At 65.5% G+C, this 24,500-nt stretch carries 24 protein-coding genes and 3 tRNA genes; 9 read left to right on the top strand and 18 right to left on the bottom strand.

The features are described from left to right. Positions 1–13: 13 nt before the first annotated feature. The 6 genes from ACYVF5_RS00195 to tilS form a co-directional block, all read right to left on the bottom strand. Positions 14–637, bottom strand: coding sequence for a biotin transporter BioY (locus ACYVF5_RS00195; protein ID WP_460942088.1), 624 nt, complete (start codon positions 635–637; stop codon positions 14–16). A gap of 145 nt (positions 638–782) precedes the next feature. Next, complete coding sequence (gene folP, locus ACYVF5_RS00190; protein WP_460942086.1) at positions 783–1,634, bottom strand: dihydropteroate synthase; 852 nt, start codon at positions 1,632–1,634, stop codon at positions 783–785. Further along, the gene (gene folE, locus ACYVF5_RS00185) at positions 1,627–2,202 is read right to left on the bottom strand and encodes a GTP cyclohydrolase I FolE (RefSeq protein WP_460942084.1); all 576 of its coding nucleotides are present in this window, start codon (positions 2,200–2,202) and stop codon (positions 1,627–1,629) included. Before folE ends, folP begins: the two co-directional genes overlap by 8 nt. Positions 2,203–2,207: 5 nt before the next feature. Beyond that, positions 2,208–4,211, bottom strand: a complete 2,004-nt coding sequence (gene ftsH, locus ACYVF5_RS00180; RefSeq protein WP_460942082.1) for an ATP-dependent zinc metalloprotease FtsH — start codon at positions 4,209–4,211, stop codon at positions 2,208–2,210. 273 nt (positions 4,212–4,484) lie between these two features. Then, the gene (hpt, locus tag ACYVF5_RS00175; protein WP_460942080.1) at positions 4,485–5,036 is read right to left on the bottom strand and encodes a hypoxanthine phosphoribosyltransferase; all 552 of its coding nucleotides are present in this window, start codon (positions 5,034–5,036) and stop codon (positions 4,485–4,487) included. A gap of 84 nt (positions 5,037–5,120) precedes the next feature. Then, a complete protein-coding gene (gene tilS, locus ACYVF5_RS00170; RefSeq protein WP_460942078.1) occupies positions 5,121–6,143 on the bottom strand; it encodes a tRNA lysidine(34) synthetase TilS in 1,023 nt (340 codons plus the stop codon). Positions 6,144–6,192: 49 nt separating this feature from the next. Between tilS and ppa the strand changes: the two genes are divergently transcribed. The 4 genes from ppa (at position 6,193) to ACYVF5_RS00150 (ending at position 7,228) form a co-directional block, all read left to right on the top strand. Then, positions 6,193–6,690: an inorganic diphosphatase gene (ppa, locus tag ACYVF5_RS00165; protein ID WP_460942076.1), complete on the top strand. Its 498-nt coding sequence runs from the start codon at positions 6,193–6,195 to the stop codon at positions 6,688–6,690. A gap of 225 nt (positions 6,691–6,915) precedes the next feature. Further along, a tRNA-Glu gene (locus ACYVF5_RS00160) sits at positions 6,916–6,988 on the top strand. 32 nt (positions 6,989–7,020) lie between these two features. Then, positions 7,021–7,097, top strand: a tRNA-Asp gene (locus ACYVF5_RS00155). Between the two features lie 58 nt (positions 7,098–7,155). After that, positions 7,156–7,228 (top strand) — tRNA-Phe (locus tag ACYVF5_RS00150). Between the two features lie 375 nt (positions 7,229–7,603). Here ACYVF5_RS00150 and ACYVF5_RS00145 read toward each other — a convergent pair. Beyond that, a complete protein-coding gene (locus ACYVF5_RS00145; RefSeq protein WP_460942074.1) occupies positions 7,604–8,011 on the bottom strand; it encodes a four-helix bundle copper-binding protein in 408 nt (135 codons plus the stop codon). Positions 8,012–8,139: 128 nt separating this feature from the next. Next, on the bottom strand, positions 8,140–9,000 hold the full coding sequence (locus ACYVF5_RS00140; RefSeq protein ID WP_460942072.1) for an IclR family transcriptional regulator: 861 nt from the start codon (positions 8,998–9,000) through the stop codon (positions 8,140–8,142). 131 nt (positions 9,001–9,131) lie between these two features. On the opposite strand from ACYVF5_RS00140, the gene ACYVF5_RS00135 reads away from it, so the two are divergent. From ACYVF5_RS00135 to ACYVF5_RS00125, 3 genes are all read left to right on the top strand, one after another. Continuing rightward, complete coding sequence (locus ACYVF5_RS00135; RefSeq protein ID WP_460942070.1) at positions 9,132–10,490, top strand: aminomethyl transferase family protein; 1,359 nt, start codon at positions 9,132–9,134, stop codon at positions 10,488–10,490. Positions 10,491–10,532: 42 nt separating this feature from the next. Beyond that, a complete protein-coding gene (locus tag ACYVF5_RS00130) occupies positions 10,533–11,234 on the top strand; it encodes an AAA family ATPase (RefSeq protein WP_460942068.1) in 702 nt (233 codons plus the stop codon). 102 nt (positions 11,235–11,336) lie between these two features. Continuing rightward, positions 11,337–11,933, top strand: coding sequence for a hypothetical protein (locus ACYVF5_RS00125; RefSeq protein WP_460942066.1), 597 nt, complete (start codon positions 11,337–11,339; stop codon positions 11,931–11,933). 56 nt (positions 11,934–11,989) lie between these two features. Here ACYVF5_RS00125 and ACYVF5_RS00120 read toward each other — a convergent pair whose 3' ends face one another. Continuing rightward, on the bottom strand, positions 11,990–13,123 hold the full coding sequence (locus tag ACYVF5_RS00120; protein WP_460942064.1) for an AI-2E family transporter: 1,134 nt from the start codon (positions 13,121–13,123) through the stop codon (positions 11,990–11,992). 166 nt (positions 13,124–13,289) lie between these two features. Here ACYVF5_RS00120 and ACYVF5_RS00115 point away from each other — a divergent pair, with 166 nt between their 5' ends. Beyond that, positions 13,290–13,928, top strand: a complete 639-nt coding sequence (locus ACYVF5_RS00115) for a TetR/AcrR family transcriptional regulator (RefSeq protein WP_460942062.1) — start codon at positions 13,290–13,292, stop codon at positions 13,926–13,928. A gap of 34 nt (positions 13,929–13,962) precedes the next feature. On the opposite strand, the gene ACYVF5_RS00110 is transcribed toward ACYVF5_RS00115, so the two are convergent. The 4 genes from ACYVF5_RS00110 to ACYVF5_RS00095 are packed head-to-tail and all read right to left on the bottom strand — an operon-like array spanning position 13,963 to position 17,640. Beyond that, positions 13,963–14,601 (bottom strand): response regulator, encoded by a 639-nt coding sequence (locus tag ACYVF5_RS00110; RefSeq protein ID WP_460942136.1) that lies wholly within the window; start codon positions 14,599–14,601, stop codon positions 13,963–13,965. 14 nt (positions 14,602–14,615) lie between these two features. Beyond that, positions 14,616–15,869: a sensor histidine kinase gene (locus ACYVF5_RS00105; RefSeq protein WP_460942060.1), complete on the bottom strand. Its 1,254-nt coding sequence runs from the start codon at positions 15,867–15,869 to the stop codon at positions 14,616–14,618. Between the two features lie 2 nt (positions 15,870–15,871). Further along, positions 15,872–16,705: an ABC transporter permease subunit gene (locus ACYVF5_RS00100; RefSeq protein WP_460942058.1), complete on the bottom strand. Its 834-nt coding sequence runs from the start codon at positions 16,703–16,705 to the stop codon at positions 15,872–15,874. Next, the gene (locus ACYVF5_RS00095) at positions 16,702–17,640 is read right to left on the bottom strand and encodes an ABC transporter ATP-binding protein (protein ID WP_460942056.1); all 939 of its coding nucleotides are present in this window, start codon (positions 17,638–17,640) and stop codon (positions 16,702–16,704) included. Before ACYVF5_RS00095 ends, ACYVF5_RS00100 begins: the two co-directional genes overlap by 4 nt. A gap of 103 nt (positions 17,641–17,743) precedes the next feature. Between ACYVF5_RS00095 and ACYVF5_RS00090 the strand changes: the two genes are divergently transcribed. Continuing rightward, the gene (locus tag ACYVF5_RS00090; RefSeq protein ID WP_460942054.1) at positions 17,744–18,274 is read left to right on the top strand and encodes a hypothetical protein; all 531 of its coding nucleotides are present in this window, start codon (positions 17,744–17,746) and stop codon (positions 18,272–18,274) included. Between the two features lie 40 nt (positions 18,275–18,314). On the opposite strand, the gene ACYVF5_RS00085 is transcribed toward ACYVF5_RS00090, so the two are convergent. From ACYVF5_RS00085 to ACYVF5_RS00065, 5 genes are all read right to left on the bottom strand, one after another. Further along, the gene (locus tag ACYVF5_RS00085; protein ID WP_460942052.1) at positions 18,315–18,770 is read right to left on the bottom strand and encodes a hypothetical protein; all 456 of its coding nucleotides are present in this window, start codon (positions 18,768–18,770) and stop codon (positions 18,315–18,317) included. A gap of 269 nt (positions 18,771–19,039) precedes the next feature. After that, positions 19,040–21,229, bottom strand: coding sequence for an acyl-CoA dehydrogenase family protein (locus ACYVF5_RS00080; protein WP_460942050.1), 2,190 nt, complete (start codon positions 21,227–21,229; stop codon positions 19,040–19,042). A gap of 146 nt (positions 21,230–21,375) precedes the next feature. Next, complete coding sequence (gene recQ / locus ACYVF5_RS00075; protein ID WP_460942134.1) at positions 21,376–23,271, bottom strand: DNA helicase RecQ; 1,896 nt, start codon at positions 23,269–23,271, stop codon at positions 21,376–21,378. Between the two features lie 11 nt (positions 23,272–23,282). After that, positions 23,283–23,609: a hypothetical protein gene (locus ACYVF5_RS00070; protein ID WP_460942048.1), complete on the bottom strand. Its 327-nt coding sequence runs from the start codon at positions 23,607–23,609 to the stop codon at positions 23,283–23,285. 145 nt (positions 23,610–23,754) lie between these two features. Next, a complete protein-coding gene (locus ACYVF5_RS00065; protein WP_460942046.1) occupies positions 23,755–24,498 on the bottom strand; it encodes a copper resistance CopC family protein in 744 nt (247 codons plus the stop codon). Between the last annotated feature and the right edge of the window lie 2 nt (positions 24,499–24,500).

The raw sequence follows: 24,500 nt of genomic DNA, 5'->3' as shown, positions 1-24,500 counted from the left end.
GTGCAACCAGACGCTAGTCCTTCTCTGCGCCGCGCCGTTCGAAGGCGCGAACGCCACGCCACGCGAGCGGCAGCACGGATGCGGCGACGAGCCACTTGACGATGCCTCCGACGATGAACGGCAGCACACCGAGGGCGATCAGCGTGCCGAAGTCGTTCGGCAGGCCCAGGCTGCCGAGGATCATGCCCATGTACGGCACGCCGAAGAGGAACGGCACAACGCTTGCGGCGAGGAACCCGAGGAGCGAGAGAGTCGGGCGCTTGTCCCAGTTGCGCTCGGCCAGCCACCCGATGAGCGCAGCGGCGGCGATGAAGCCGATGATGAACCCGAACGACGGCTTTGCCAGGGCGGCGAGCGTGCCCGTTCCCCCCGAGAAGATCGGGAGCCCGGCGAGGCCGAGCAGCATATAGCTCGTCATCGACACGGCTCCGCGCCACGCTCCGAGGGTGGCGCCGACGATCATCACGCCGAGGGTCTGGCCCGATATCGGAACCGGCCACATCGGGATCTCGACGAGGGCGAGGCCGCTCACGACCGCGACACCGGCGAGGATCAGCACGATGTTGTTGACCCAGGTGCGCGGCACCACGTGGTCGGCGAGGGTCAGCTTCGGGCGAGAGATCGTTGCAGTCGTCATGCACACTCCTGGTCGAGATTCATGCCGCGATGTCGCCGCGACCTCAACAGGCTAGCGCGAATCGGCTCCCGTGTCGGCTGTGGATGATGTGCAGCGCTTCTCCGAAAACTCTGGAGATACCAGACAAAACGCTCCCGATCGCACGTCAGCGAGCGCTGCGCCCGACCTGCTCGGCGACGGCGAGGGCGACCCGTGTGGCGACGACATTGTGCACCCGTACTCCCCAGACCCCCCTGTCGGCGAGCAGTGCACTCAGAACGGCTGTCGGCAGGTCGCGATCGGCCATCGACGCCCCGTCCGGCAGAAGCGGACCGAGAAAACGCTTGCGGCTTGCGCCGATGAGCACCGGGTGCCCGAGCGCCTGCAGTTCGTCGATCTGGCGCAGGACAGACCAGTTGTGCTCGGCGTCCTTGGCGAAGCCGAGACCGGGATCGAGCACAAGCCGCTCCGGCCTGACACCGGCGCGCACGAGCATGTCGACCCGCGCGGCCAGCTCATCCCTGACATCGGTCACGGCGTTGTCGTAGTGCGCGAGCTGGTTCATCGTCGCGGAATGCCCGCGCCAGTGGCTCGCGAGGTACAGGCCTCCGGCGTTCGTGACCTCGGCGGCGACACCGGCCATGGCGTCATCGGCGAGGGCAGCCGCGACGTCATTAACGATCTCAGCCCCCGCGTGGAACGCAGCGAGGGCTGTCGCCGCGTTCATGGTGTCAACAGACACGCGGATGCCGTGGCTCGCGAGTTCGCGGATCACCGGCAGCACGCGGCGCTGTTCCTCGTCCGCACCGATGCGATCGGCGCCCGGACGCGTCGACTCCCCGCCGACGTCGATGACGTCCGCACCATCGGCCACAAGCCTGCGGGCGTGCGCGACAGCCGCCGCGTGATCGAGATAGCGGCCGCCGTCGCTGAACGAATCGGTTGTGACATTGACCACGCCGAACACAAGCATCCGGGCGGTGCCCGCCGACCGGTCGTGGCCCGCGCGATCAGTCACGGGGCGCACCGATCAGAGCGATGACCTCGGCCCGCCTCACCGGCTCGGTGAGATCGCCCCTGGCGGCGACCGTCACCGTCGAAGACGCCTGCTGGCGGGTTCCCCTCGACCACACGCATCCGTGTGCGGCGTCGAGCACGATCAGCACACCGCTGGCGCCGAGCCCCGACTCGATCGCCTCTGCGATCTCGTCGCCGAGACGCTCCTGAAGCTGCGGCCTCGATGCCAGCGTCTCAACAACGCGCGCGAGCCGTCCGAGCCCCACCACTCGATCGCTCGGGAGGTATGCGACGTGCGCACGTCCCTTGAACGGAAGCAGGTGGTGCTCGCACACCGAGCGGAAGGCGATGTCGCGCAGGATCACGAGTTCACCTGGTCCGTCTCCCTCGAGCGGGACGGACTCGGTGAGGTGCTCGAGCGGGTCGACGCCGAGTCCGGAGAAGAACTCCGCGTAGGATTCGGCCACGCGTGACGGAGTCAGCGCGAGCCCCTCGCGCTCCGGGTCTTCTCCGATGGCTTCGATGAGCTCGGCGACGGCAGCTTCGATGCGTGCCCTGTCGACACCCATGGGCGTCAGGCCGTTGCCGGGCGTGGATTGATCTGTGGAGACCTCGCCGCCTTCGTGTCGCTCTCCGCTCCGCCGTCTGTCAGGTCGCTGTCGATAGGCGCCTTCGAGACGGGAACATCAACCGGAGGTCGATCGCTCACCGGCCGCTTCGAGCTCGAGAGCCACTGCGGGCGCTCCGGCAGCTTCTTGATGTCTGCGAAGATCTCGGCCAGCTGGTTGTGGTCGAGGGTCTCCTTCTCGAGCAGCTCGTGTGCGAGCCGGTCGAGGATGTCGCGGTTCTCGCTGATGACCTGCCACGCTTCGTCGTGAGCCTGCTCGATGAGCTCACGCACCTGCACGTCGACACGTTCGGCGACGCGCTCCGAATAGTCGCGCTGGTGGCCCATGTCTTTGCCGAGGAACACCTCGCCGCTTGACTGACCGAGCTTCACAGCACCGACCTCTGTCGTCATGCCGTACTCCGTCACCATCTTGCGTGCGATGCCCGTGGCCTTCTCGATGTCGTTGGACGCACCGGTGGTCGGATCGTGGAAGACGAGCTCCTCGGCGACGCGGCCGCCCATGGCGTAGGCGAGTTGGTCGAGCAGCTCGTTGCGGGTCACCGAGTACTTGTCCTCGAGCGGGATGACCATGGTGTACCCGAGGGCGCGACCGCGCGGCAGGATGGTGACCTTGGTCACGGGGTCGGTGTTGCGCATCGCTGCGGCAGCGAGTGCGTGCCCGCCCTCGTGGTAGGCGGTGATGAGCTTCTCTTTGTCTTTCATCACGCGGGTGCGACGCTGCGGGCCGGCCATCACACGGTCGATCGCCTCGTCGAGGGCGCGGTTGTCGATGAGCTGGGCGTTCGAGCGTGCGGTGAGGAGCGCTGCCTCGTTGAGCACGTTCGCGAGGTCTGCGCCGGTGAACCCGGGGGTTTTGCGCGCGACGACGTCGAGGTCAACGGATTCGGCGAGCGGTTTGCCTTTTCCGTGCACCTCGAGAATCTGGCGGCGTCCGACCATGTCTGGGGCGTCGACGCCGATCTGACGATCGAACCGTCCAGGACGGAGCAGTGCGGGGTCGAGGATGTCCGGGCGGTTCGTCGCCGCGATGAGGATGACGTTCGTCTTCGGGTCGAAGCCGTCCATCTCGACGAGCAGCTGGTTGAGCGTCTGCTCGCGTTCGTCGTGGCCGCCGCCCATGCCCGCGCCGCGGTGGCGTCCGACGGCGTCGATCTCGTCGACGAAGATGATGGCGGGAGAGTTCTCTTTCGCCTGCGTGAACAGGTCGCGCACCCGGCTCGCACCGACGCCGACGAACATCTCGACGAAGTCGGAGCCCGAGATCGAATAGAACGGAACACTGGCTTCGCCCGCGACGGCTCGTGCGAGCAGCGTCTTTCCGGTTCCGGGAGGGCCATAGAGCAGCACACCCTTCGGAATACGCGCTCCGACGGCCTGGAACTTCGCCGGGTCTTTCAGGAAGTCCTTGATCTCGCCGAGTTCTTCGATGGCTTCATCGGCCCCTGCGACGTCGTCGAAGGTCACCTTGGGCGACTCTTTCGAGACCATCTTCGCCTTGGACTTGCCGAACTGCATGACTTTGCTGCCGCCGCCCTGCATGCTCGACAGCATGATCCAGAAGAACACGCCGATCAAGAGCAGGGGAAGCAGAAGGCCGAGCATCGACATCCACCAGTTGGTCTGGGGAACCTTGTCGTTGAAGCCGTCTGCGAGGTCGGCGTCGTCGACGGCGGCGACCACGTCGTCGGCTCGCGCGTTGAGGTAGTAGAACTGCACCTGCGTGCCGCCGAGGTCTTCGTCCGCCTTGGCGAGAGTCATGTCGGCGCGGTTGTCGCCCTCGGTGAGAATCACCTCGGAGACTTTGCCGTCGTTCAACAGCTCAAGACCCTGCTCGGTGGTGATCTCGCGGTATCCGTTGAAGTTGAGCAGGCTCGATCCCACCCAGAACACGATGATGGCGATCAGGATGTATGGCAGCGGGCCCTTGAAGATGCGCTTGAAGTTCATAGTGCGGTGAGCGGTGCTCAACACCCTTTCTGAAGGCGGGGACGGCGAGAGTTCTTGAGTCTCGTGCCCATAAGGGTATCTTGCGCGGGCTGGGCGCCGCCTTTATGTTCTCCGAGAGCCGAACGCGCCAGGCGTTCGACCAGGAGGAGGTGGAGCGGGAGCGGGCGTGGCACGCGTGGCATGCTCAATCGAAACCAGACCGGCCGCGCTCGCCCGCGGCACAACCGGGCTGGGCGCTTTCAGATCACCCTCGATTGCGCCGGCGCCCCGCACCTACTGGTAGACGTGCGGTGCGAGCACGGCGACGTCGCGCAGGTTGCGGTACTTCTCGGCGTAGTCGAGGCCGTAGCCCACCACGAATTCGTTGGGAATGTCGAAGCCGACGTATTTGCACGCGATCTCGACCTTGGCGGCATCCGGTTTGCGCAGCAAGGCACACACCTCGAGCGACGCCACACCTCTCGAGGCGAAGTTCTCGATGAGCCACGACAGGGTCAGACCGGAGTCGATGACGTCTTCGACGATGAGCACGTGACGGCCGGTGAGGTCGGTGTCGAGGTCTTTGCGAATCTGCACGACGCCGCTCGACTTCGTTCCGGCGCCGTATGAGCTGACGGCCATCCAGTCCGTCTGCACGTGTGTGGTCAGCGCACGCGACAGGTCTGCCATGACCATAACGGCGCCCTTGAGCACACCAACGAGGAGAAGCTCTTTGCCCTCATAGTCCGCGTCGATCCGTGCCGCCAGCTCGGACAGCTTGCCTGCGATCTGCTCCTCGGTGACCAGGACTGCGCTGAGGTCGCTCGCGATGTCGCTTGAGTGCATGCGTCGAGTCTAAAGTGCCGAGCGCACCACACGCCAACGCGCTCGTGCTCGCCGCCGAAGAGGCTCGGCACACAGAGGTTCCTGTCAGGCGCGCGCCGCGAACACGAGCAGCGGGCCCTCTCGTGTGACGACGATGCCGGGCACGTCGATCGGACCCTGCCCTCGCCAGTCGGTGACGAGCGAGGCGACGGCGAGGGTGTTGGTGCGGGACAGCGACTGGCCGAACTCGCTCCGTGCGACGAGGCGGATGATCCGGTTGCGAATGGCGGGCGGGTTCGCCCTGAGCGCCTCCACCGACACGGCGATTCCGGCCTCTGCCGGTTCACAGATCTCTTCGATGAACTCGTCGATCATCTCGTCGAAGGCCTCTGCGTCTTCGCGCAGTTGCTCTGCCGTTCGCGCGAGCGATTCTGCGACGCCCGGCCCGAGTTCGCTCTCGAGCACGGGGAGCACGCTCTCACGCACTCGGACCCGGGTGAACGCGGTGTCCGTGTTGTGCGGGTCGGTCCAGGGCACGAGCCCTTCGGCGGCACACGCCGCATGGGTGATTTCCCTGCGCACGCCGAGCAGCGGTCTCAGATACAGCCCGGCGGCCGGCGGCATGCCCTGCAGGCTGGCAGCGCCCGACCCTCTGGCGAGGCCGAGCAGCACGGTCTCGGCCTGGTCGTCGAGGGTGTGCCCCAGGAGAACGGCGGATGCCCCGGCGTCAGCCGCGGCCGAAGCGAGGGCTGCGTATCGGGCATCGCGGGCCGCCGCCTCAGGTCCGCCCGCCTGCCCGACCGCGACACTCGTCGCGATGACCGGATCCAGCCCGAGCCTTCTGGCCTGTGCCGCGGCGTGCTCGGCGACCTCGGCGGAACCCTTCTGCAGCCCGTGATCGACGATGACGGCACCGGCACGAATACCGAGCTTGCTCGCCTCGAACGCCGTAGCGGCGGCAAGAGCGAGCGAATCCGGTCCCCCGCTCAGGGCGACGAGCACGACCGGCGGCGCCGCGGCATCCTTCTGTTCTGCATGCGCCGACAGGCCGAGTCGCAGGGCACGCCTCACCTCGGCAACGGCGGGGTCGAGCGGCGGGCGGTGTTCACCTGATTCGTCTAGGGGCATCAAGTAACGTTATTGCAGATTTCCACCCCATCAACCGAGGAGACAACTCATGGCCGATTACGACGTCGTCGTAGAAATCCCCAAGGGCAGCCGCAACAAGTACGAGGTCGACCACGAAACCGGGCGGGTCTATCTCGACCGTGTGCTCTTCACGCAGTTCGTCTACCCCGTCGACTACGGCTACTTCGAGAACACCCTCGGCCTCGACGGAGACCCCGTCGACGCCCTCGTGCTGCTCGAGTACCCGGTGTTTCCTGGCGTCGGGATCAAGGTGCGCCCCGTCGGTGTGCTCAACATGAGCGACGAGGCCGGCAGCGACGCGAAGATCGTGTGTGTGCAGCACAAAGACCCGCGCTGGCAGCACATCCAAGACATCAACGATGTTCCGGAGCACACCCGCGCCGAGATCGAGCACTTCTTCACCCGCTACAAGGACCTCGAGCCCAACAAGTGGGTCAAGATCGAGGGCTGGGGCGACGCTGCAGAGGCCGAGCAGATCGTGCAGGCCGGCTTCACGAAGCTCGCCGAAGAGGGCTCCTCGCACTGATCCCACGCCGCACTCGGCTCTCTCTATGTGACCTTTCCGGTCGTGTGTGCCCGTTCCGACGCGCACTCCCGTCCGGAAAGGTCACATGCGTTTGCGGGGCGAAAGAGTGACGGATGTCTATGGCCGAAGGCGCCACGCCACCTCGTTTTGCGAAATGGGCGCGTGTGCACGTATGCTTATGCGTCGTTAGCCACGTTGAAATCACGAGATTTCATCACCGGCTGCGGCCCCATCGTTTAGCGGCCTAGGACGCCGCCCTTTCACGGCGGTAGCACGGGTTCGAATCCCGTTGGGGTCACGGATACACTAGGCTCATAACTGAATAAGCATGGCCCTGTAGCGCAGTTGGTTAGCGTGCCGCCCTGTCACGGCGGAGGTCGCGGGTTCAAGTCCCGTCAGGGTCGCCAGGTCGAGAAGCCCTTCCGAAAGGAAGGGTTTTTCACCTACTGGCGACGTGAGTCGTCTGGCTCTGTAGCTCAGTTGGTAGAGCGTTCGACTGAAAATCGAAAGGTCACCGGATCGATGCCGGTCGGAGCCACTGAAACCCCGCGTAGCTTCTACATCGCGGGGTTTCTTTATGTCTCGCGGTCCGCCACATGTGGGTTATAGGCGGGCTATCGGCCAAAACGTGTGGATGGGTTCGGGCGTGTCATCCTCGTCCCGCCCATCCTGATCCGTGCCAGAGCCTTCGTCGACGCTGAGTCCACCACGCCCATCGGCCCCGCACTCGCCCGGATTCATCTGATCACGACGGGCGACGCGCGTTGCTGTGTGACGCGCCGTCTTGCCCGGCGACATCGTGTCACTCGAGCCCGGACGGATGACTCGACCCACCCCTGACAGCGGAATAGCCGGCCGAGGGCGACGCGAAATCCGATCCCAACTCCAGCTGCCGAAAGTCCTTCTCCGCCGCTCAGGCCAGCGAGCCGAGCAGCGCCGCGCAGGCGTCAGCGCACCGCCGGCACGCGTCTGCGCACACGCGGCAGTGCTCATGCATCTTCGTGTGCTGCCCGCACTCGTCCGCACACGACTCACACGCCCTGCGGCAGGCCTCCAGGATGCCCCTGGTGGTGTCGGCCCCGTAGCCGCCATACCTCGACAGCACGGTCCCCGCTGCTATGCACACGTCGGCGCAGTCCTGGTTCGCGCGAATGCACATCGTCAAGTCCTGCACATTCCGTTCGTTCAGGCAGGCATCCGCACACGCCGTGCACGCCTGGGTGCATTCGAAACATGCATCGATGCAGGCCACCAGCAGGTCACGGTCGATCTCTCCGAGGTCCGTCGGATGGGTGTCCAGCATTTCTCGTGCGACGCTCATGGTGTCCTCCTCACGCTCGATGCGCCCCGTCTGTCGCGGGGCCTTCGTCACAGATGCTGACACGCGCGTCTCTGCAGGTCAGCCCCCTTCCGCGAGAAGCAGGGTGGGCTGTAGCATGCGGACCACCGTCAGGGTTCGGGTTCGTGGGTGCCGAGATACTCCATGGACCGTTCAGACGAGTTGACCATACGGCGATACGCTCCCCCCGGCCGGGCACGCGGGTCACCGGCGGGAAGAGTGCTTCGCATAAGCGCTTCGGAGATCCTCGCCGCAGCACGTCGCAGGAGCGTGACATGGGGGAACGGCGGACTCCCGTCGTTGGCGACCACCACACCGAGCGCGCCGACGACAACGCCATGGGCGCCGCGCACGGGCACGGCGATGCCACGGGACTCGACGAAGATGAACCCGTCTGCGGCCGCGAAGCCGTAGCGCCGCACACGAGCGAGAGTCTCGCGCAGTTCTTTCTCGCTGCGGATGCCGGCATCCGTGGCAGGGTTCAGGCCTCGTTCCAGAACACCCTCGATCAGCGCTTCGTCCGCATCCGCGAGAAGCACGAGACCTCCCGACGAGTGCTGCAACGGGATCCGTCCGCCGATGACAGAGGCGTTCACCACGGCATCACGATCGGAGAGCCGCTCGATCACAAGGACATCCAGCTCAGAACGGACGACCAGCTGTGTGTGCTGCCTCACCACCGACTGCACACTCTGCAGGTGGGGCAGCGCGAACTCGCGGAGCCCGAGCACGCCTGGAGTGCGACTGCCGATCTCCCACAGCCGCGTGCCCACACGGTAACGCCGATTCGCCACCCGTTCGAGCAGCCCCTGGTCGACCAGCTCCGACACGATTCCGTGGGTCGACGACAGCGGAAGACCCGCTCGTCCTGCGATCTCGCTGAGGGTGAGGAACGGTGCGTCCACACCGAACGAATCCAGCACGGCCAGCATCCGGCTCACCGCCGAGACGCCCATCGATTTGCGAGCCACGCCTGCCTCCGAAAGCAGTTTATTCGCTTCATACGAAAACGGCACGACAGCTGACGGCTGGACTCGTAGACTTGCCGGATTCCGCTCCGCGGAGGCACATCATCGACGATGTACAGAGTGAGGAACCCACCGTGACAGAAAGTCTTGCCCAAGCCATCAAGCGGGTCGGGAACCCGGTCGAGCTGCTCCGGAACCAGGATTGGCCGGCCTTCACGTTCCCCGTCGCCGCCGAGTTCACGAACTGGCGCGACGAACAGCGCGCGTGGAGCACCACCGTGGCGCTGATGGATCAGTCCCACCACATGACACAGCTCTTTCTCGAGGGCGACGATGTCATCTCGATGCTCGAACCGATCTCGCCGAACACGTTCGCCACGTTCAGGGGCGGAATCGCCAAGCAGCTGATCTCGGTGAACAAAGACGGCTACCTGATCGGCGACGGCATCCTGTTTCACCTGGGCGACGACGGCCTGGTGCTCGTCGGACACCACATTCTCATCGACTGGGTGCGCTTCAACGCAGAGAGGGCAGAGGCTGACGGACGAGACGTGCGTCATCGTCTCGAGGCGAACTCGAACATGCGCAGTGAGCCACCCACGTTCTATCGCTATGAGCTGCAGGGCCCCTCTGCGAACGAGGTCATGGAGAAGCTGTTCGGCGGGCCACCCCCAGAGGTGAAGTTCTTTCACATCGGGGACTTCGAGATCGGCGGCAGGGCTGTTCACGGTCTGAGGCACGGAATGGCGGGGCAGCCCGGTTTCGAGTTCTTCGGGCCGTGGAAAGACAACGAGATCGTCCGTGACGCCATTCTCGAGGCTGGAGCCGAATGGGACATCAGGCGCGTAGGAGCCAAGGCGTACTCGAGCACCCCGCTCGAATCCGGCTGGGTGCCGACGCCGTTCCCCGCGATCTTCGATGAGGACTTCGCGGAGTACCGCGAGTGGCTGCCCGCGGCCAGAGCCGGCGCGATCGGCGGTTCGCTCTATTCGACAGACATCCACGACTACTACGTCACGCCTTTCGACCTCGGGCTCGGCCGCTCAGTGAAGTTCGACCACGACTTTCACGGGCGAGAAGCACTCGAACGGCACGCCGAGAATCAGCGTCGACGCAAGGTCACGCTGCTGTGGAACGCCGACGATGTGGCCGACGCGGTCAAGTCGCAGATCACACCGGGAACACCGGCGAAGTTCATCGACTTTCCCAAGTCCAGGTACGGCTTCTATCAGATGGACGACGTGCTGCACGACGGCAGCACCGTGGGAATCTCGACGGATGTCGGCTACGTGGCGTTCGACCAGCTCTACATGTCACTCGCCTCTGTCGATGTCGGCATCGCCGACGGCACAGTGGTCGAGGTGGTCTGGGGCGAGAATCCGATCTCGAGGAAACCCCAGGTGGAGCACCACCGCCAGGTGCGCATTCGGGCAACCGTCGCCCCCGCGCCCTATCACGACTACGCACGCACGGAGTATCGCACCAACGACTGACCCGGTCATGGTCACCGTTTCCGCCCATGACAGACTTGGACGATGATCGTCGAGCGGATGCGTGTTCCTGCGTCGCTGACGAAGCCTCGGGTCTGGCCGTGGACGGTTCCGGCCGTCGCGGCGCTGATCGGCGACGGGGTGTCGCTCACTCACCCGGTCACGTTCCTCGTCGGCGAGAACGGGAGCGGCAAGTCCACGATCGTCGAGGGGGTCGCCGAGGCCTGGGGCGTCGACGTGCGCGGCGGCCACAGCGGCCGCAGATACTCCTCTGAACTCGAGAGATCGGCTCTCGGAGAAACGCTCACGCTCGACAGGGGTTCAGCGGGATCCGGGATGGTTCGCACCAAGGCGAAGGGGTTCTTTCTACGCTCAGAGACGGCCCTCGACGTCTTCGACCGGCTTCAGTACGGCGACGACTACGTCGCCGTGAGTCACGGTGAGAGCTTTCTGCAGGCCTTCGATGACTGGTTCGTGCAGAAGGGCCTCTATCTGCTCGACGAGCCAGAGGCCGCCCTGTCGTTCACCGCGTGCCTTCGGCTGATCGGAACCTTCACAGACGTCGTCGAGGCCGGAGGGCAGGTGATCTGCGCCACCCATTCGCCTCTGCTCACGGCCATGCCCGGCGCGCAGATCCTGGAACTGGACGAAGACGGCATCCGCGAAACGTCATGGGGTGACCTCGCCCTGGTGCAGCACTGGCAGCGGTTCATGCAGGCCCCTGAGCGGTATCTGCGCCATCTGTGATCTACGAAACCACACACGTCGGTTCACGGCGCATCCACGGGAAATTCACCGAGCAGCCGAACACTCGCGACCTAGGCTGGAGTCCCGAACAAGGAGCAGCACATGGGATTTCTCGACCGCCTTCTCGGCCGCGACGAACAGGACTCACCCGGCAACCGGAATCAGGTCGGACAGCAGCGACCCCGACCACGGACAGACGACGAGATCGCCGTCGAACGCTACAACTATCTCTTGCGCACGGCGCCACCGGAGACCATCGAAGAGGTGCACCGAGAGGCCTTCGGCAGATTAACCGAGCGGCAACGCGACCTTCTGTTCCAGCAGCTCACCCGGAATGCGCCGAACGGCGAGCAGCCGAGGGGGAACGATGCCGCGTCGCTTGCACAGTCGGCGACGCGATCGGAGCTGCGCCAGCCGGGCACCCTTGAGCGGTCAATGGCGCCGGCCGGGCAGGACGGCCGTCAGAACGGGCCGAGCTTCGGGAGCATGGTCGGCGGTTCGCTGCTCGGCACCGTGGCCGGTTATGTGATCGGGTCTGCGCTGGTCAGTTCGTTTCTTCCGCCCCTCGGCGCGGAGGGTGACGCGACGTCCGACGATGCCGCTACACAGGATTCCGGCTCGGCAGAGACGGGGGCAGAGACGGGGTCAGAGGCGAGCGGTGATGCCGGCGGCTTCGACATGGGCGGTTTCGACTTCTGACGATCAGTTCTGGGTATCAGAGCCGACTATCGGATTCTGACATATCAGAGCCGCCGTCACGCCCGGTGGCCTGCCGCCTCGTTCGTGAGCGCGGCTGACTCGTCTGACCCGAACCAGATCTTGAGCACGGCCCAGGTGGACGCCGCGATCGGGACGGCGACGATCGCACCGATGATTCCTCCGAGTATCGTGCCGACGGCCAGAGCAAGCAGGATCACCAGGGCGTGCAGCTTGAGCGACCTGCCCATCACGATCGGTTGAAGCAGGTTTCCCTCGAGCTGGTTGACGGCGATCACAACGATCACAACGATCAGGGCCGCGAACGGACCGCTCGCGACGAGCGCGACGAGCGCAGCCAGTATGCCGGCGACGGTTGCGCCCACGATCGGGATGAACCCTCCGATGAAGACGATCACGGCGAGGGGCAGGGCAAGTGGAACCTGCATGATGGCGAGAGCGACGCCGATCACGATGGCATCGACAGCTGCCACTATCGATGTTCCCCTCACATAACCGCCGAGCACCTCGATCACCCGGTGTCCCGAACGAATGGCCTTCGCCTTGTTCTCACCGTGAAGCCGGGTGATGAGGAACGCCCAGATGCGGTCGCCGTCTTTCAGAAAGAAGAACAGGATCACAACAACGAGCGCCAGCCCGGTGAGCACCTCGGTGAGGGCGGACACACCGGCGAGTGCGCCCGAGCCGAACTGGCTGCTCGTGGCGAAGTCGACGATCGCATCCCTCGCGGCTCGAAACTGCTCCTCGTCGATCGGCAGCGACAGGCTGAGCAGCCAATCCTGCAGGGCGTTCACACCGTCGACGGCGCCGTCGACGAGCTCGTCCCACTCCGCGCGAACGGCGAAGACGATGGCGGTGATGACCCCGCCGAACACGACTATCGCCCCCAGCAGCGCCGTCCACGTGCCGAGCATACGCGGCACGTTGTGTCGTTGCATGGAGTTGACCAGCGGGCTCATGGCCGACGCGACGATCAGCGCGATGAGCACGGGGATCACGACCAGCTTCAGCTGCACCATCGCGTAGACGACGCCGATGGCGAGCACCAGGACAAGGATCACCTGTGCGCTGCGGATGCCTGCGCGTCCGAGCAGGTCACTCCAGGGGCTTGGCCGCCCCGGCTCCGGATGTTCCGCCGGGTCGGCCTGTCGTCGTCTGGATGAAAGCCACATGCCTTCAGTCTATGAATCGCCGTCGGAAAAGCACCCGGCGGGCATCCTGCTTCCTCTCCCACGACAACGAGCTGCCCTGCGCCCGTTTCCCCCGCTGCGCCCACTATGTCTACGCCGTCAACACTGGCATGATCGAATCGTGCCGTACACGAGGGAGAGTGCCGATGTGACTACGACGAGGCCAGAGGGCCGGGCCAGTTACCACCACGGGGACCTGCGCGAGGCTCTTCTCGAGGCGGGGGTCGAGCTTGCACGAGAAGGCGGACCTGACGCCGTTGTGCTCCGTGAGGCGACACGACGCGTCGGCGTCTCTCCCAATGCCGCCTATCGGCACTTCACCGACAGGCACGCGTTGCTCGAGGCCGTCTCGGCCGCCTGCCAAGGACGAGTCGCCGATCGTATGGAGGAGGCGATTGCCGCCCTCCCCGACAGCGGCGATCCCGCCACCGATGCTCGGCGGCAGCTGCGTGCGGTCGGAGAGGCGTACATCGCATTCGCCTGCGAGGAGCCCGGGCTGTTCCGTGCGGCATTCACGATCCCCCATGACCTGAGCGAAGCGGGTTCACCAGACAAAGCGGGCGAAAGAGGCCGAACGCCGTTTCAGGTGCTCGGTGCCGCACTCGATGCGCTGACGGCCGCCGGTGTGCTCCCCGCCGACCGGCGCCGGGGCGCAGAGTTCGAGGCCTGGTCGAGTGTGCACGGCCTCGGAATGCTGGTCATCGACGGGCCGCTGCGGGGCCTGACGCCCGACATGATCGAGAGCGCGACCACGCGCCTGCTCGACATGGTGGATCGCGGTATCTGACCGCGATCCAGAGGCACGGTCGCAGGCTCGATCGTCAGACGAGTCCTTCTTTGTGGGCGAGGATGACCGCCTGCACACGATCGCGCAGCGCGAGCTTGTGCAGGATTCGCCCCACGTGCGTTTTCACCGTCGATTCGCTGAGGTAGAGCCGCGCGGCGATCTCGGTGTTCGACAGCCCTTCACCGATGGCGACGAGCACCCCGCGTTCGCGTTCTGTCAGCACCTCGAGTCGTCCGGATGCCAGCGCGGGCGATCGGTCTGGCAGCCTGCCCCCGAAGAGCTCGAGCATTCTGCGTGTGATCCTCGGCGACACACTCGCCTCTCCGCTCGCCACCGCCCTCACCGCGCCGAGCAGTTCAGCGGGCGGTGCGTCCTTCAGCAGGAACCCGCTCGCTCCGGCGTTCAGACCGCCGAACGCATACTCGTCCAGATCGAAGGTGGTGAGGATGATGATCTTCGAAGCGGGTTTCTCCGCCACGATCTTGCGCGTCGCCTCGATGCCGTCCATCGACGGCATCCGCACGTCCATCAGAATGACATCCGGTTCGAGTTCCCTCGCCCGTTCGACGGCTGTGCCGCCGTCTGCGGCTTCTCCGATCACCGAGATGTCTGGCTGCGCCTGCAGCACCATCGCGAGCCCGGCGCGCAGCAGGTCCTGGTCGTCGACGAGCATCACTCGAATCGTCTTCACTCGTCTTCTCCTGCTTCTGGCATGGTCATCCGCACGCGCCATCCGCCCCCGGGTCGCCGTCCGCTCTCGACCGTACCGCCATACAGCGCCGCACGCTCGGCCATTCCGATGAGTCCGCGGCCCGAGCCGACGGACTCTGTCGCCTGGCCGCCTGCACCGTCATCGGTGACGGTGAGAACAACACCCCGACCGCTGTAGTCCAGGCTCACGAGCACGTCGCTCGGCGCTCTGGCGTAACGCAGTGCGTTCGTGAGCGTCTCTTGCACGGCGCGGTACACCGCGACCTGCACGCCTTCAGCCGTCGGCGCGATTCCACTCGTCTGCACTCGCACAGGGAGTCCGGCGAAGCGGTAGCTCTGCACCAGGTCGCCGAGTTCGTCGAGCGTGGGCTGCGGCGCAGTCGCGGCGAGCGCGCCCTCTTCATCGCGCAGCACACCGAGAAGACGCCGCATCTCGGCAAGCGACTTTCGCCCTGTGGCACCGATGTTCCGCATAGCGCCGAGGGCGGTCTCGGGATCCGACGCGGCGACCGCCTCGGCGCCGTCTGCGAGACGCACCATCACCGAGAGACTGTGCGCCACGATGTCGTGCATCTCTCTGGCGATCCGAGACCGTTCGGATGCCGCGGCGAGCTGCGCCTGCTGGTCGCGTTCGCGCACAAGCTGGGCAGCACGGTCGACGAGCGCGGCGATGTAGCGCTTTCGGTTTCCGACGTTGATGCCGATGAGGGCTGCTATCAACAGGAACATGATGACCGGCAGTGCGATGCTGTACCAGGAGATCCCCGAGACGGGGTCCATCACGATCGCCGCGAGGGTGTACGCGACCGAACCGATTCCGAACGAGATCCACGCGGCCCGCACACTGACGTAGACAGCGCTCGTATACACGGCGATGCATACGGCGACCACGCTCGAGTCGTTGTCCCGGCCGACGAAGACCACGGCGGCGGTGATCGACACGACGGCCAGAACCACAGGCCACCTGCGGCGCAGCAACAACAGCGCCCCCACACCGAGACCCGCGATCAGAGCGCTCAGCGCCCCGACGATGTCATGCCGGTTGAAGATCTCATACAGAACGCTGATCCCCTGGGGAACCGCATAGATCAGCAGAACGAGGATGTCTGTGAATCGCGGATGCCGTGCGAAGAATGAGCGGATCACCCCCGGCGCCTTCGGCAGACGAAGCTCCCCGGCGACATCCTGCTGCGCAGGCCGTGCAGTCGCCGGGGAGCTGTCGTCGGTCATCCTCAGGCGTCCCTCCGTGCAAGAGCTATGGTTCCGGCGAACATGGTGGCGACGGGCCACGCGATGATGATCCCCATGAGCTCCCACGTGCCTCTCGGCTCGTCACTCGATGATAGGCCGATCAACTCGTTCCCCGCGTTCAGCAGCAGGTAGGGAGCCGTGTCGGACGCCCAATCGGCCGGGATGAGACCCAGCACGAGCGGGAGTACCAGAATCAGGCCGATGGCGGCGGCGATCGCACCTGCCGATGAACGGATGAGGGCTCCGAGTCCGAGGGCGAAAACAGCCACCAGGGCGATGTAGGCGGCAGCGCCGAGCATCGGCATGTAGACATCGGGGTTCGTCAAAGCGACGTCCATGCCCTTGTCTGCCCTCAACCCCAACGTGGCGAAGAATGTCAGCGTGGTCCCGATGATCCCGACGACGAACGTCGTCGCGCCGAGCACTATCGCCTTGGCGAAGAGCGCGGGCAGGCGGGTCGGAACGGCGGCCAACGTCGAACGGATCATCCCCGTGGAGTACTCACCGGAGATCGTGAGCGCGCCGAGGACTGCGGCGATGAGCTGGGCGAGGACTGTGCTCGCGATCACTATCGTCACGGTGATCGAAACGCGAACGTCTTCTGGCGCCTGAGCGCTCAGCGGATCACCGAAGGTGGCTGCCATCGTGATCCCCAACGCGAGGGCGACAAGAACGATGAGTGCGAATGACCACATGGTGGAGCGCAGGGTGCGCAGCTTGATCCATTCGGAGTTCAGCACCCCGGCGAACGAGAGGTGTGCGACGGGCGAGCTCTCCCCACGGGCTCGGGTCCCGGAAACGAGGGTGGCGGTCATCGGGATGTCTCCATTTCGAGCGATTCGTGTGTTCCGCCGGTGCGGTACTCCACGTGGTTCTGAGTGAGGTTCATGTACGCGTCTTCGAGCGACGCCTTGACGGAGGTGAGTTCGTGCAGCGCGACTCCCGTGCGTGCGGCGATCTCGCCGACCGCGGATGCTGGAATTCCGGTGACCTCGAGGTGTTGCGCGTCGATCTGGGTCACCGTGATGCTCGGATGCTCGAGTGACGACAACAGCTCGGCTGCACGAGGGCTTCGCACCCTGACCATCTCTTGGGTGGACTGTGCAACGATGTCATCCACCGAGGCATCCGCTATCACACGCCCCTTGCCCAGCACGATGATGTGGTCTGCCGTGAGTGCCATCTCGCTCATAAGGTGGCTCGACAGCAGCACTGTACGACCTTCAGCCGCGACTGAACGCACCAGTGAGCGCACCCACTTCACACCCTCGGGGTCGAGCCCGTTCACGGGTTCGTCGAGAACGAGCGTTTGAGGGTCGCCCAGAAGCGCGGCGGCTATGCCGAGGCGCTGCCCCATGCCGAGCGAGAATCCGCCGACCCTCTTGCGTGCGACCGATTGGAGTCCGGTGAGCTCGATGACCTCGGTGACGCGACGCTTGGGGATGCCGTGGGTCGCCGCGAGCGCGAGCAGGTGGTTGTATGCGGTGCGGCCGGTGTGCACGGCCTTGGCGTCGAGCAGCACACCGACCTCGGTGAGCGGCGACCGAAACCGTCGGTACTGAGTGCCGTTGACGGTCACCGATCCGGTGGTGGGGCTGTCGAGTCCGACGATCATCCGCATGGTCGTGGATTTGCCTGCGCCGTTCGGTCCGAGGAATCCGGTGACGAGTCCTGGCCTGACGGTGAACGAGATGTTGTTGACGGCGGTCTTCGCGCCGTACTGCTTGGTGAGGGCCTGTGCTTCGATCATGGCTCGACACTACGAAGCTCTTCGAGCGCCGGCGTCCTCCTCCGGTGCATACTTCGTGCGCCCGGGTCATCCCCCGGTACCATTCGGCTTCTGTGCGCATCGGATGGATGTTTCGCCCACCAGGGCGCGCATCCACCACGACTCGGTCGTGCTGCACGGCGCGAGCGAGGCGTTGTCCAGTAGCTTTGTCGTGTGTCAGCACATCGATCCGCCCGAGAGCGAGACCCGGATGAATGAGGTCGTGAGTCCCTGGCATGCGATCGGCACAGCTGCTGAACTGTTCAGCTGGTTCGGTTTCTCGCTCGGCGCGGTTTTTCTCTTCTGCTGGCTGATCGCGCGGGTCACCTCTGGAACGTGGCACGAAACGGATGCCGTCCGGGTGGAAGACGGCCGTATCGCACGATGGATCGTCGACGATGGGTCTCTCCACGAACGGACGCTCACGCCCGAGGAGCGACGTATGCTCGGCCGGAGCGAGAGCTTTCGTGTCTTTTACAACTCGAAGCATCCCGAGCGGATGCGTCTGGAACGAACAGGGCACGGCGTTCGGGTGTTCAGGCTGCTGACGCTGATTCTGATCGGTGTCGGGGTGCTCTCGCTGATCCTCGGTTTTGTGGCGCTGTTCCTGCTCTGAGCGTATGCGCGCACGGGCCTGCGAGCCCCCGTGAGCGCAACTAGCTGTAGAGCACACCGAGATGGTCGTAGAGTTCGAGGTCCGGCCTCGACCGGGCGAAGGCGCCGATCCGGGTCGCGAGGGCTGGACCGACCGCCGGCCAGGTCCAGATCCGACATGCGCCCCCCTCGCGCTCGACGGTCACCCGCAGGGCGACGGCGAAGAGCTCGAGTTCAACGTCTTTCTGTTCGTGGCGCCGCGGAACATCGAGCCGCAGAACGCGGCCGTGCCCCTCGAGGGTCGAGAACTGCAGGCTCGCCCCCGTGCGGTCGTCTCTCACGATGTATTCCCGAGCTCCGGCGACATCTGCGGGAATCTCCGTGGTGTCGAACCGCCGTCGACCGCTCTCGCCGAAGAGGCTTCGGGACCGCACAACGAACAGACCGATCATCACGATGAGCATGACCGCGACGATGCCGAGCCAGAGTGGTGATCCGAGCGACAGCGCGTCAGACATCAGGGTGCTTCCCCTGCCGACGAAGAACGAGGAACGCGAACCGAACCGAGCCGATCACCATCATTCTCCCAGTATCGCCGATGGTCTCGACAGGCTCGACCACCGCTGAGCCACCACACCGGTGGTTGAGCAGGCCGCGAGGAACGAGCGACCGTGTCGAAACCTCCCTCATCGTCAGTGGGTTCGACGCTCGAGGGTCTCGACAAGCACGACCACCGGGTGGGGTCTCGACAAGCTCGACCGCCGCTAGAGTCGACAGGCGAAGGAGGTCACTTCTTCTTCACGGAGAGCGACTTCTCGTCGAGAGGAGCATCACCAGACGCTCGCAGCGCCCGATAGTACTCACGAGCCTCGTTCTGACGCTCGAGCTCCGCACCGCTCGCCACGGCCGCCCGCAGGTGCGCCTGCTCATAGCCGAAGGCGTCCACCAGGTCTTGCGCGTGCGGCCGAAGCCGCGCCACCAGGCGATCGATGTAGGCGCCGACCGATTGCGCCCGCTGCGCGGAGAGCCGACCGTTCATAAGATACCAGGCCAGATGGCGTTCGAGCAGGCTGAGTCCGAAGAGGTCTCTCAACCAGGTGAGCACCTGCGTCGTGCCGTCGTGTGCGCAGTTCTCCACAGCCTCGGTGAAGGCCTCCCACTGCAGAAGCTCGCCGTGCGCGCGCGCAGCTTCGATGAGTTCATTCTGCTTCGAGTTGAAGAGCTCGGCCGCCTCTTTCTTGCCGAGTCTGGATGCCGGGCGAAGCTGCTGGGCGACATCCGCGATCATCGATTCGACACGATCGGTGAGCAGCTCACGCTGCACAGCCGTCTCACGCAGCTGACCGACGGATCGCGCTGTCGAACCGAGATCCTTTAACGTCTGTCCCAGGCTCCGGAGCCCTGTGCCGTGGTACGCCTTGCCCGCGGCCTGCTCGACGACATACCGTGCGAGAGCACCTGCATCTGCGCCCGTGAACTTCTTCGAGTAGTCCGTGAGCAACCGCTTCGCGACCAGCTGGAGCAGAACGTTGTTGTCACCCTCGAACGTCACATAGACATCGAGATCTGCCCGCAGGCTCGTCAGCCGGTTCTCGGTGAGGAACCCCGCACCACCGGTGGCCTCCCTGCACTCCTGCAGGGTGTCGAGGGCATGCCAGGTCGAGAGCGGCTTCAGAGCAGCGGCGAGGGTCTCGAGATCCTGCCGGTTCTCGTCGGTGTCGTTGGTTCCGCTGAACACCTCGTCGAACTTCACGAGCAGCTCGTCGTGCGCGAACGTCTGCGCATAGGTCTGTGCGAGTCGGGGCAGAAGGCGACGCTGGTGCCGCTGGTAGTCGAGCAGTACCTCTTCGTCTGTGTCTGAACCCGCCGTGAACTGGCGGCGCTGGTTGCCATAGGTCACGGCGATGGCGAGGCCGACGGCGGATGCCGCGGTGGCGGCTCCGTCGAGGGAGACGCGCCCCTGCACGAGGGTTCCGAGCATCGTGAAGAAGCGGCGGCCAGGGCTCGAGATCGGCGAGGTGTAGGTGCCGTCTTCGGCGACGTCGCCGTAGCGGTTCAGCAGATTGTCACGTGGAATGCGAACGTCGGTGAAGTGCAGGCGGCCGTTGTCGATGCCGTTGAGCCCGCCCTTCAGACCATCGTCCTCTCCGCCGATGCCCGGCAAGAAGGCGCCGTCGGCATCGCGGATCTCGATATAGAAGGCGTGCACACCATGGTTGACACCGCGGGTGATGAGCTGCGCGAACAGCACTGCCGCAACACCGTGCTTCGCAGCGTTGCCGAGGTAGTCCTTCCACGCTCCCCTGAAGGGCGTGTTGATCACGAACTCCCGGGTCCCGGGATCATAGGTGGCCGTCGTTCCGATCGCCGCGACGTCTGACCCGTGCCCGGTCTCCGTCATCGCGAACGCACCGGGGATGTCGAGGCTCATGATTCCAGGGAGCCACCGGTCATGGTGTTTTTCGGTGCCGAGGTGCAGAACAGCCGCTCCGAACAGGCCCCATTGCACACCCGATTTGATCTGCAGCGACGGGTCGGCGGTCACGAGCTCTTCGAAGCCGGCGATGTTTCCGCCCGCGTCTTCGGCTCCGCCGAGCCGCTTCGGGAACGCCCGGTGCACCTGGCCGTCGTCGACCAGCAGCTTCAGCTGCCCGAGCACACGCTCGCGGTGCTCGTCCATGCCCTGCCCTTCGATACGCTGCATCTCCTCACGGGCTGCAAGCGCTCGCGAGGAGCGGCGGAGGTCTGCCCAGGTGCCGAGCAGCTGCTCACCGAGCGCGGCCACATCGACACCGACCGTCGGACGCACCTCGATCGGCCCCGTGTCGACCTTCTCGCGCACGTTCGCGACCGCCACGGCGTCCGCATCCTTACTCTGGACTGTGCTCTGCCCCGTCGTCGTCTCTGCTGTTGTGGTCCGTGCTGAGTTGCCCGGTGTCTTACCCCGTGCGGCATTGCTCTTGGCAGTGTCAACCATCGTCGATCCTCATCCTGTGGTCTGGTCCTCCCACGCTATGAGCACGATAGCGCCGTTGAAAGCGGCCCGTGAACGGCCTACAAACAGACGCGGGGCATTAACCGCTCGATTGTGAGAACGCACAAAACGCTCACACGCCGCCGGACTCAGCCGTCAACGAATTCCGCGACGACGCCGACGAGCGCCTCGCCGTATGCCTGGCGCTTCTTCTCACCGATGCCACTGATGCCGTCGAGCTCGTCCACACGCGATGGACGCGCCGTCGCAACCGCCCGCAACGTCGCGTCACCGAACACGATGTATGCGGGCACACCCTGCTCTTTGGCCTCTGCTGCCCGCCACTTTCGCAGTGCTTCGAAGAGGGGGGCATCGGCCGCTGCAAGGTCGACGGATGCCGCGCCGCGGCCGGCGGCGCGCACGCGGGCCACCCGCTCCGGCTCCCGTCTCATCGAGACCCGACGTGCACCGGAGAGCACCTCGCCACTCGTCTCGGTGAGCCCGAGTGTGCCGTATTCGCCGCGCGGCGCGAGAAGCTGCTGTGCGAGCAGCTGGCGCACCACGCCGCGCCACTGCTGCTCGCTCAGGTCAGCGCCGATGCGCCACGTCGCGAGTTCATTGTGCCTCCACTGCTTCACGCGGTCGGTCTCGTTTCCGCGCAGGATGTCGATGAGGTGGGCTGCCCCGAACTCCTGGTTGCGTTCGCGCTTCAGCCTCACCACTGTCGACAGCAGTTTCTGGGCCGGAATGGTGCCGTCCCACACCTCGGGCGGCGCCAGGCAGGTGTCGCAGTTGCCGCAGGGCTCAGCGTCCTGACCGAAGTAGCGCAGAAGGTTCACACGGCGGCAGTCGACGGTCTCGCAGAGGGCGAGCATGGCATCGAGATGCGCGGACAGCCGGCGCCTGTGAGCGAGATCCCCAGGCGACTGGTCGATCATACGGCGCTGCTGCACAACGTCTTGCAGTCCGTATGCGAGCCAGGCGACGGAGGGCTCACCGTCACGACCGGCACGACCGGTCTCCTGGTAATACCCCTCAACGCTCTTCGGCAGGTCGATGTGCGCGACGAAGCGCACGTCTGGCTTGTCGATGCCCATGCCGAAGGCGATGGTCGCGACGATCACAACACCCTCTTCACGCAGAAAGCGAGCCTGCGTCTGCTGCCTGGTCGCGGCATCCAGCCCCGCATGGTACGGCAGCGCGTTGATGCCGCGGGCGCGCAGGTATTCTGCGGTCTTCTCCACCGTGTTGCGGCTGAGCCCGTAGACGATTCCCGCCCGGTGCGTGCCCTCTGTGCCCGTGAACTCCGTGCCCGTGAACTCTGTGCCGGTGAATTCTGTGCGGATGAACTCGACGAGCTGTTTGCGCACCTCGTTCTTGGCCACGATGCGGTACTGGATGTTCGGCCGGTCGAAGCTCGCCACGAAATGCCGCGCACTGTGCATACGAAGCCGTTCGGTGATCTCACCGTGCGTGGCGCGGGTGGCCGTTGCGGTCAGCGCGATGCGCGGCACATCTGGCCAGCGCTCGGCCAGGTCGCCCAGCGAGAGGTAGTCCGGCCGGAAGTCGTGGCCCCACTGCGAGACGCAGTGGGCCTCGTCGATGGCGAAGAGCGCGATCCGGCCGCCGGCGAGAAACCGCTTCGTCTGCTCGTGGACGAGTCGCTCGGGGGCAACGTAGAGAAGGTCGAGTTCACCGTTGAGATATGCGCGTTCCACCCGGCTGCGTTCGGCCTGGTCCTGCGTCGAGTTGAGGAACGCAGCACGCGCACCGACGGCGGTGAGGGCGTCGACCTGGTCTTGCATCAGTGCGATGAGCGGCGACACCACAACACCCGTGCCCTCTCGCACGAGTGACGGAATCTGGTAGCAGAGGCTCTTGCCCGCACCTGTGGGCATCAGCACGACGGCGTCGCCGCCGGCGATCAGATGATCGACGATCTGCTGCTGCTCGCCGCGGAACGAGTCGTAGCCGAAGACCCGGTGCAGGACGGAGAGCGCGTCTTCGGTCACTTCGCCCGTGCCGCTCACCGGGGCGGAGCTGATCGACAACTCCGTCACGTGTCCGTGTTGTCGAACCCGAGCGCTCGCCGGGTCAGGATGTGCACGTCGCGATCGAGGTCGCCCACTTTCTTCTCGACCGCGTCGAACCTCGTGTCGACGGACTCGAACCTGAGATTCATCTCGGTGCGCATGCTGCCCATCTCTGCACGCAGGCCACCCATCTCCTGCCGGAACTCGGCACGGATCGTTCCGAATTCGGCACGGATCGTCGTGAACTCAGCGGCCATCGTGCGCGTGAAGAGGACGACGACCACGCTCAGGAATCCGACGAGCGTCGCGGCGAGCACCCCGATCACGGTCCAGGTCTGCGGTTCGGTCAACGCGATCACCTCTCTATTGTGACGTCGGCACGCCGTCAACACTAGTCAAGGCGTCCGACGCGGCCGGCGGCATCCGCTCTTCTGTGCGGAACGGATGCCGCCGGCTCTCGCTGTGGACGTAGCGGCCAGGCTCACGCCCGGCCGGTTACTCCGGGGAAGGGCCCGAACGATGATCGTCGTCGGCGCTCCCGGCGGATTCGCCCGGTGAGCGCTTCGACCGGCGGCGCGAGACCAGCACCACGATCACCGCGGCGATCGCGAGCACGGCGAGAGCGGAACCGATCCCCACAACGACACCGACGGCCGTCGCGGCGTCGTTGTCCTGTCCTGCCCCAGCCGGCTCGGTCGGCCGCGCGGTCTGCGCCCCCTCGGGTGGCGCCGAGCTCGCTTCGTCTGGCTGTCCGGTCGCATCGGGTGCCGTTCCCGGTGCCGATTGCCCCCCGCACACGGGAGGCTCGGCGCTCGGCTCTGCGAGATCCTGCCCCTCGGCGGGCTGCCAGCTGAAGTCGAACTGGCCCGACACCGGATGCCCGTCGGTCGAGACGACCTGCCAGACGACGGTGTACTGCCCGGGCTCGCCGAGCACGGCCTGCATACTCGCGGTCGGCCCGTCGACGAGCGTGCAGCCGTCGCCGTAGTACGCACCTCCCGGGCCGCTGATCTGAATGGTGTTGCCGTCACCACCCGCCTCGAGCAGCGCATCGTTTGTGGTGATGCCGACGGCGCCCGGCTGTTCGGTCACCACCGTTCCCGCCTCTGGGTTCGTCGACACCACGTAGTTGTGTGCCTGCGCGGGCCCGGCAGCGACGAGCACGCCCATCACGCCGAGCACAAGGCCGAGGGCGGCGCCGACGGCACTGCCCCGGGTGGGGCGCCGGTGCATTCGCATGG

Source organism: Okibacterium endophyticum, assembly GCF_054780075.1.
This window is presented reverse-complemented; position numbering and strand designations above follow the sequence as displayed.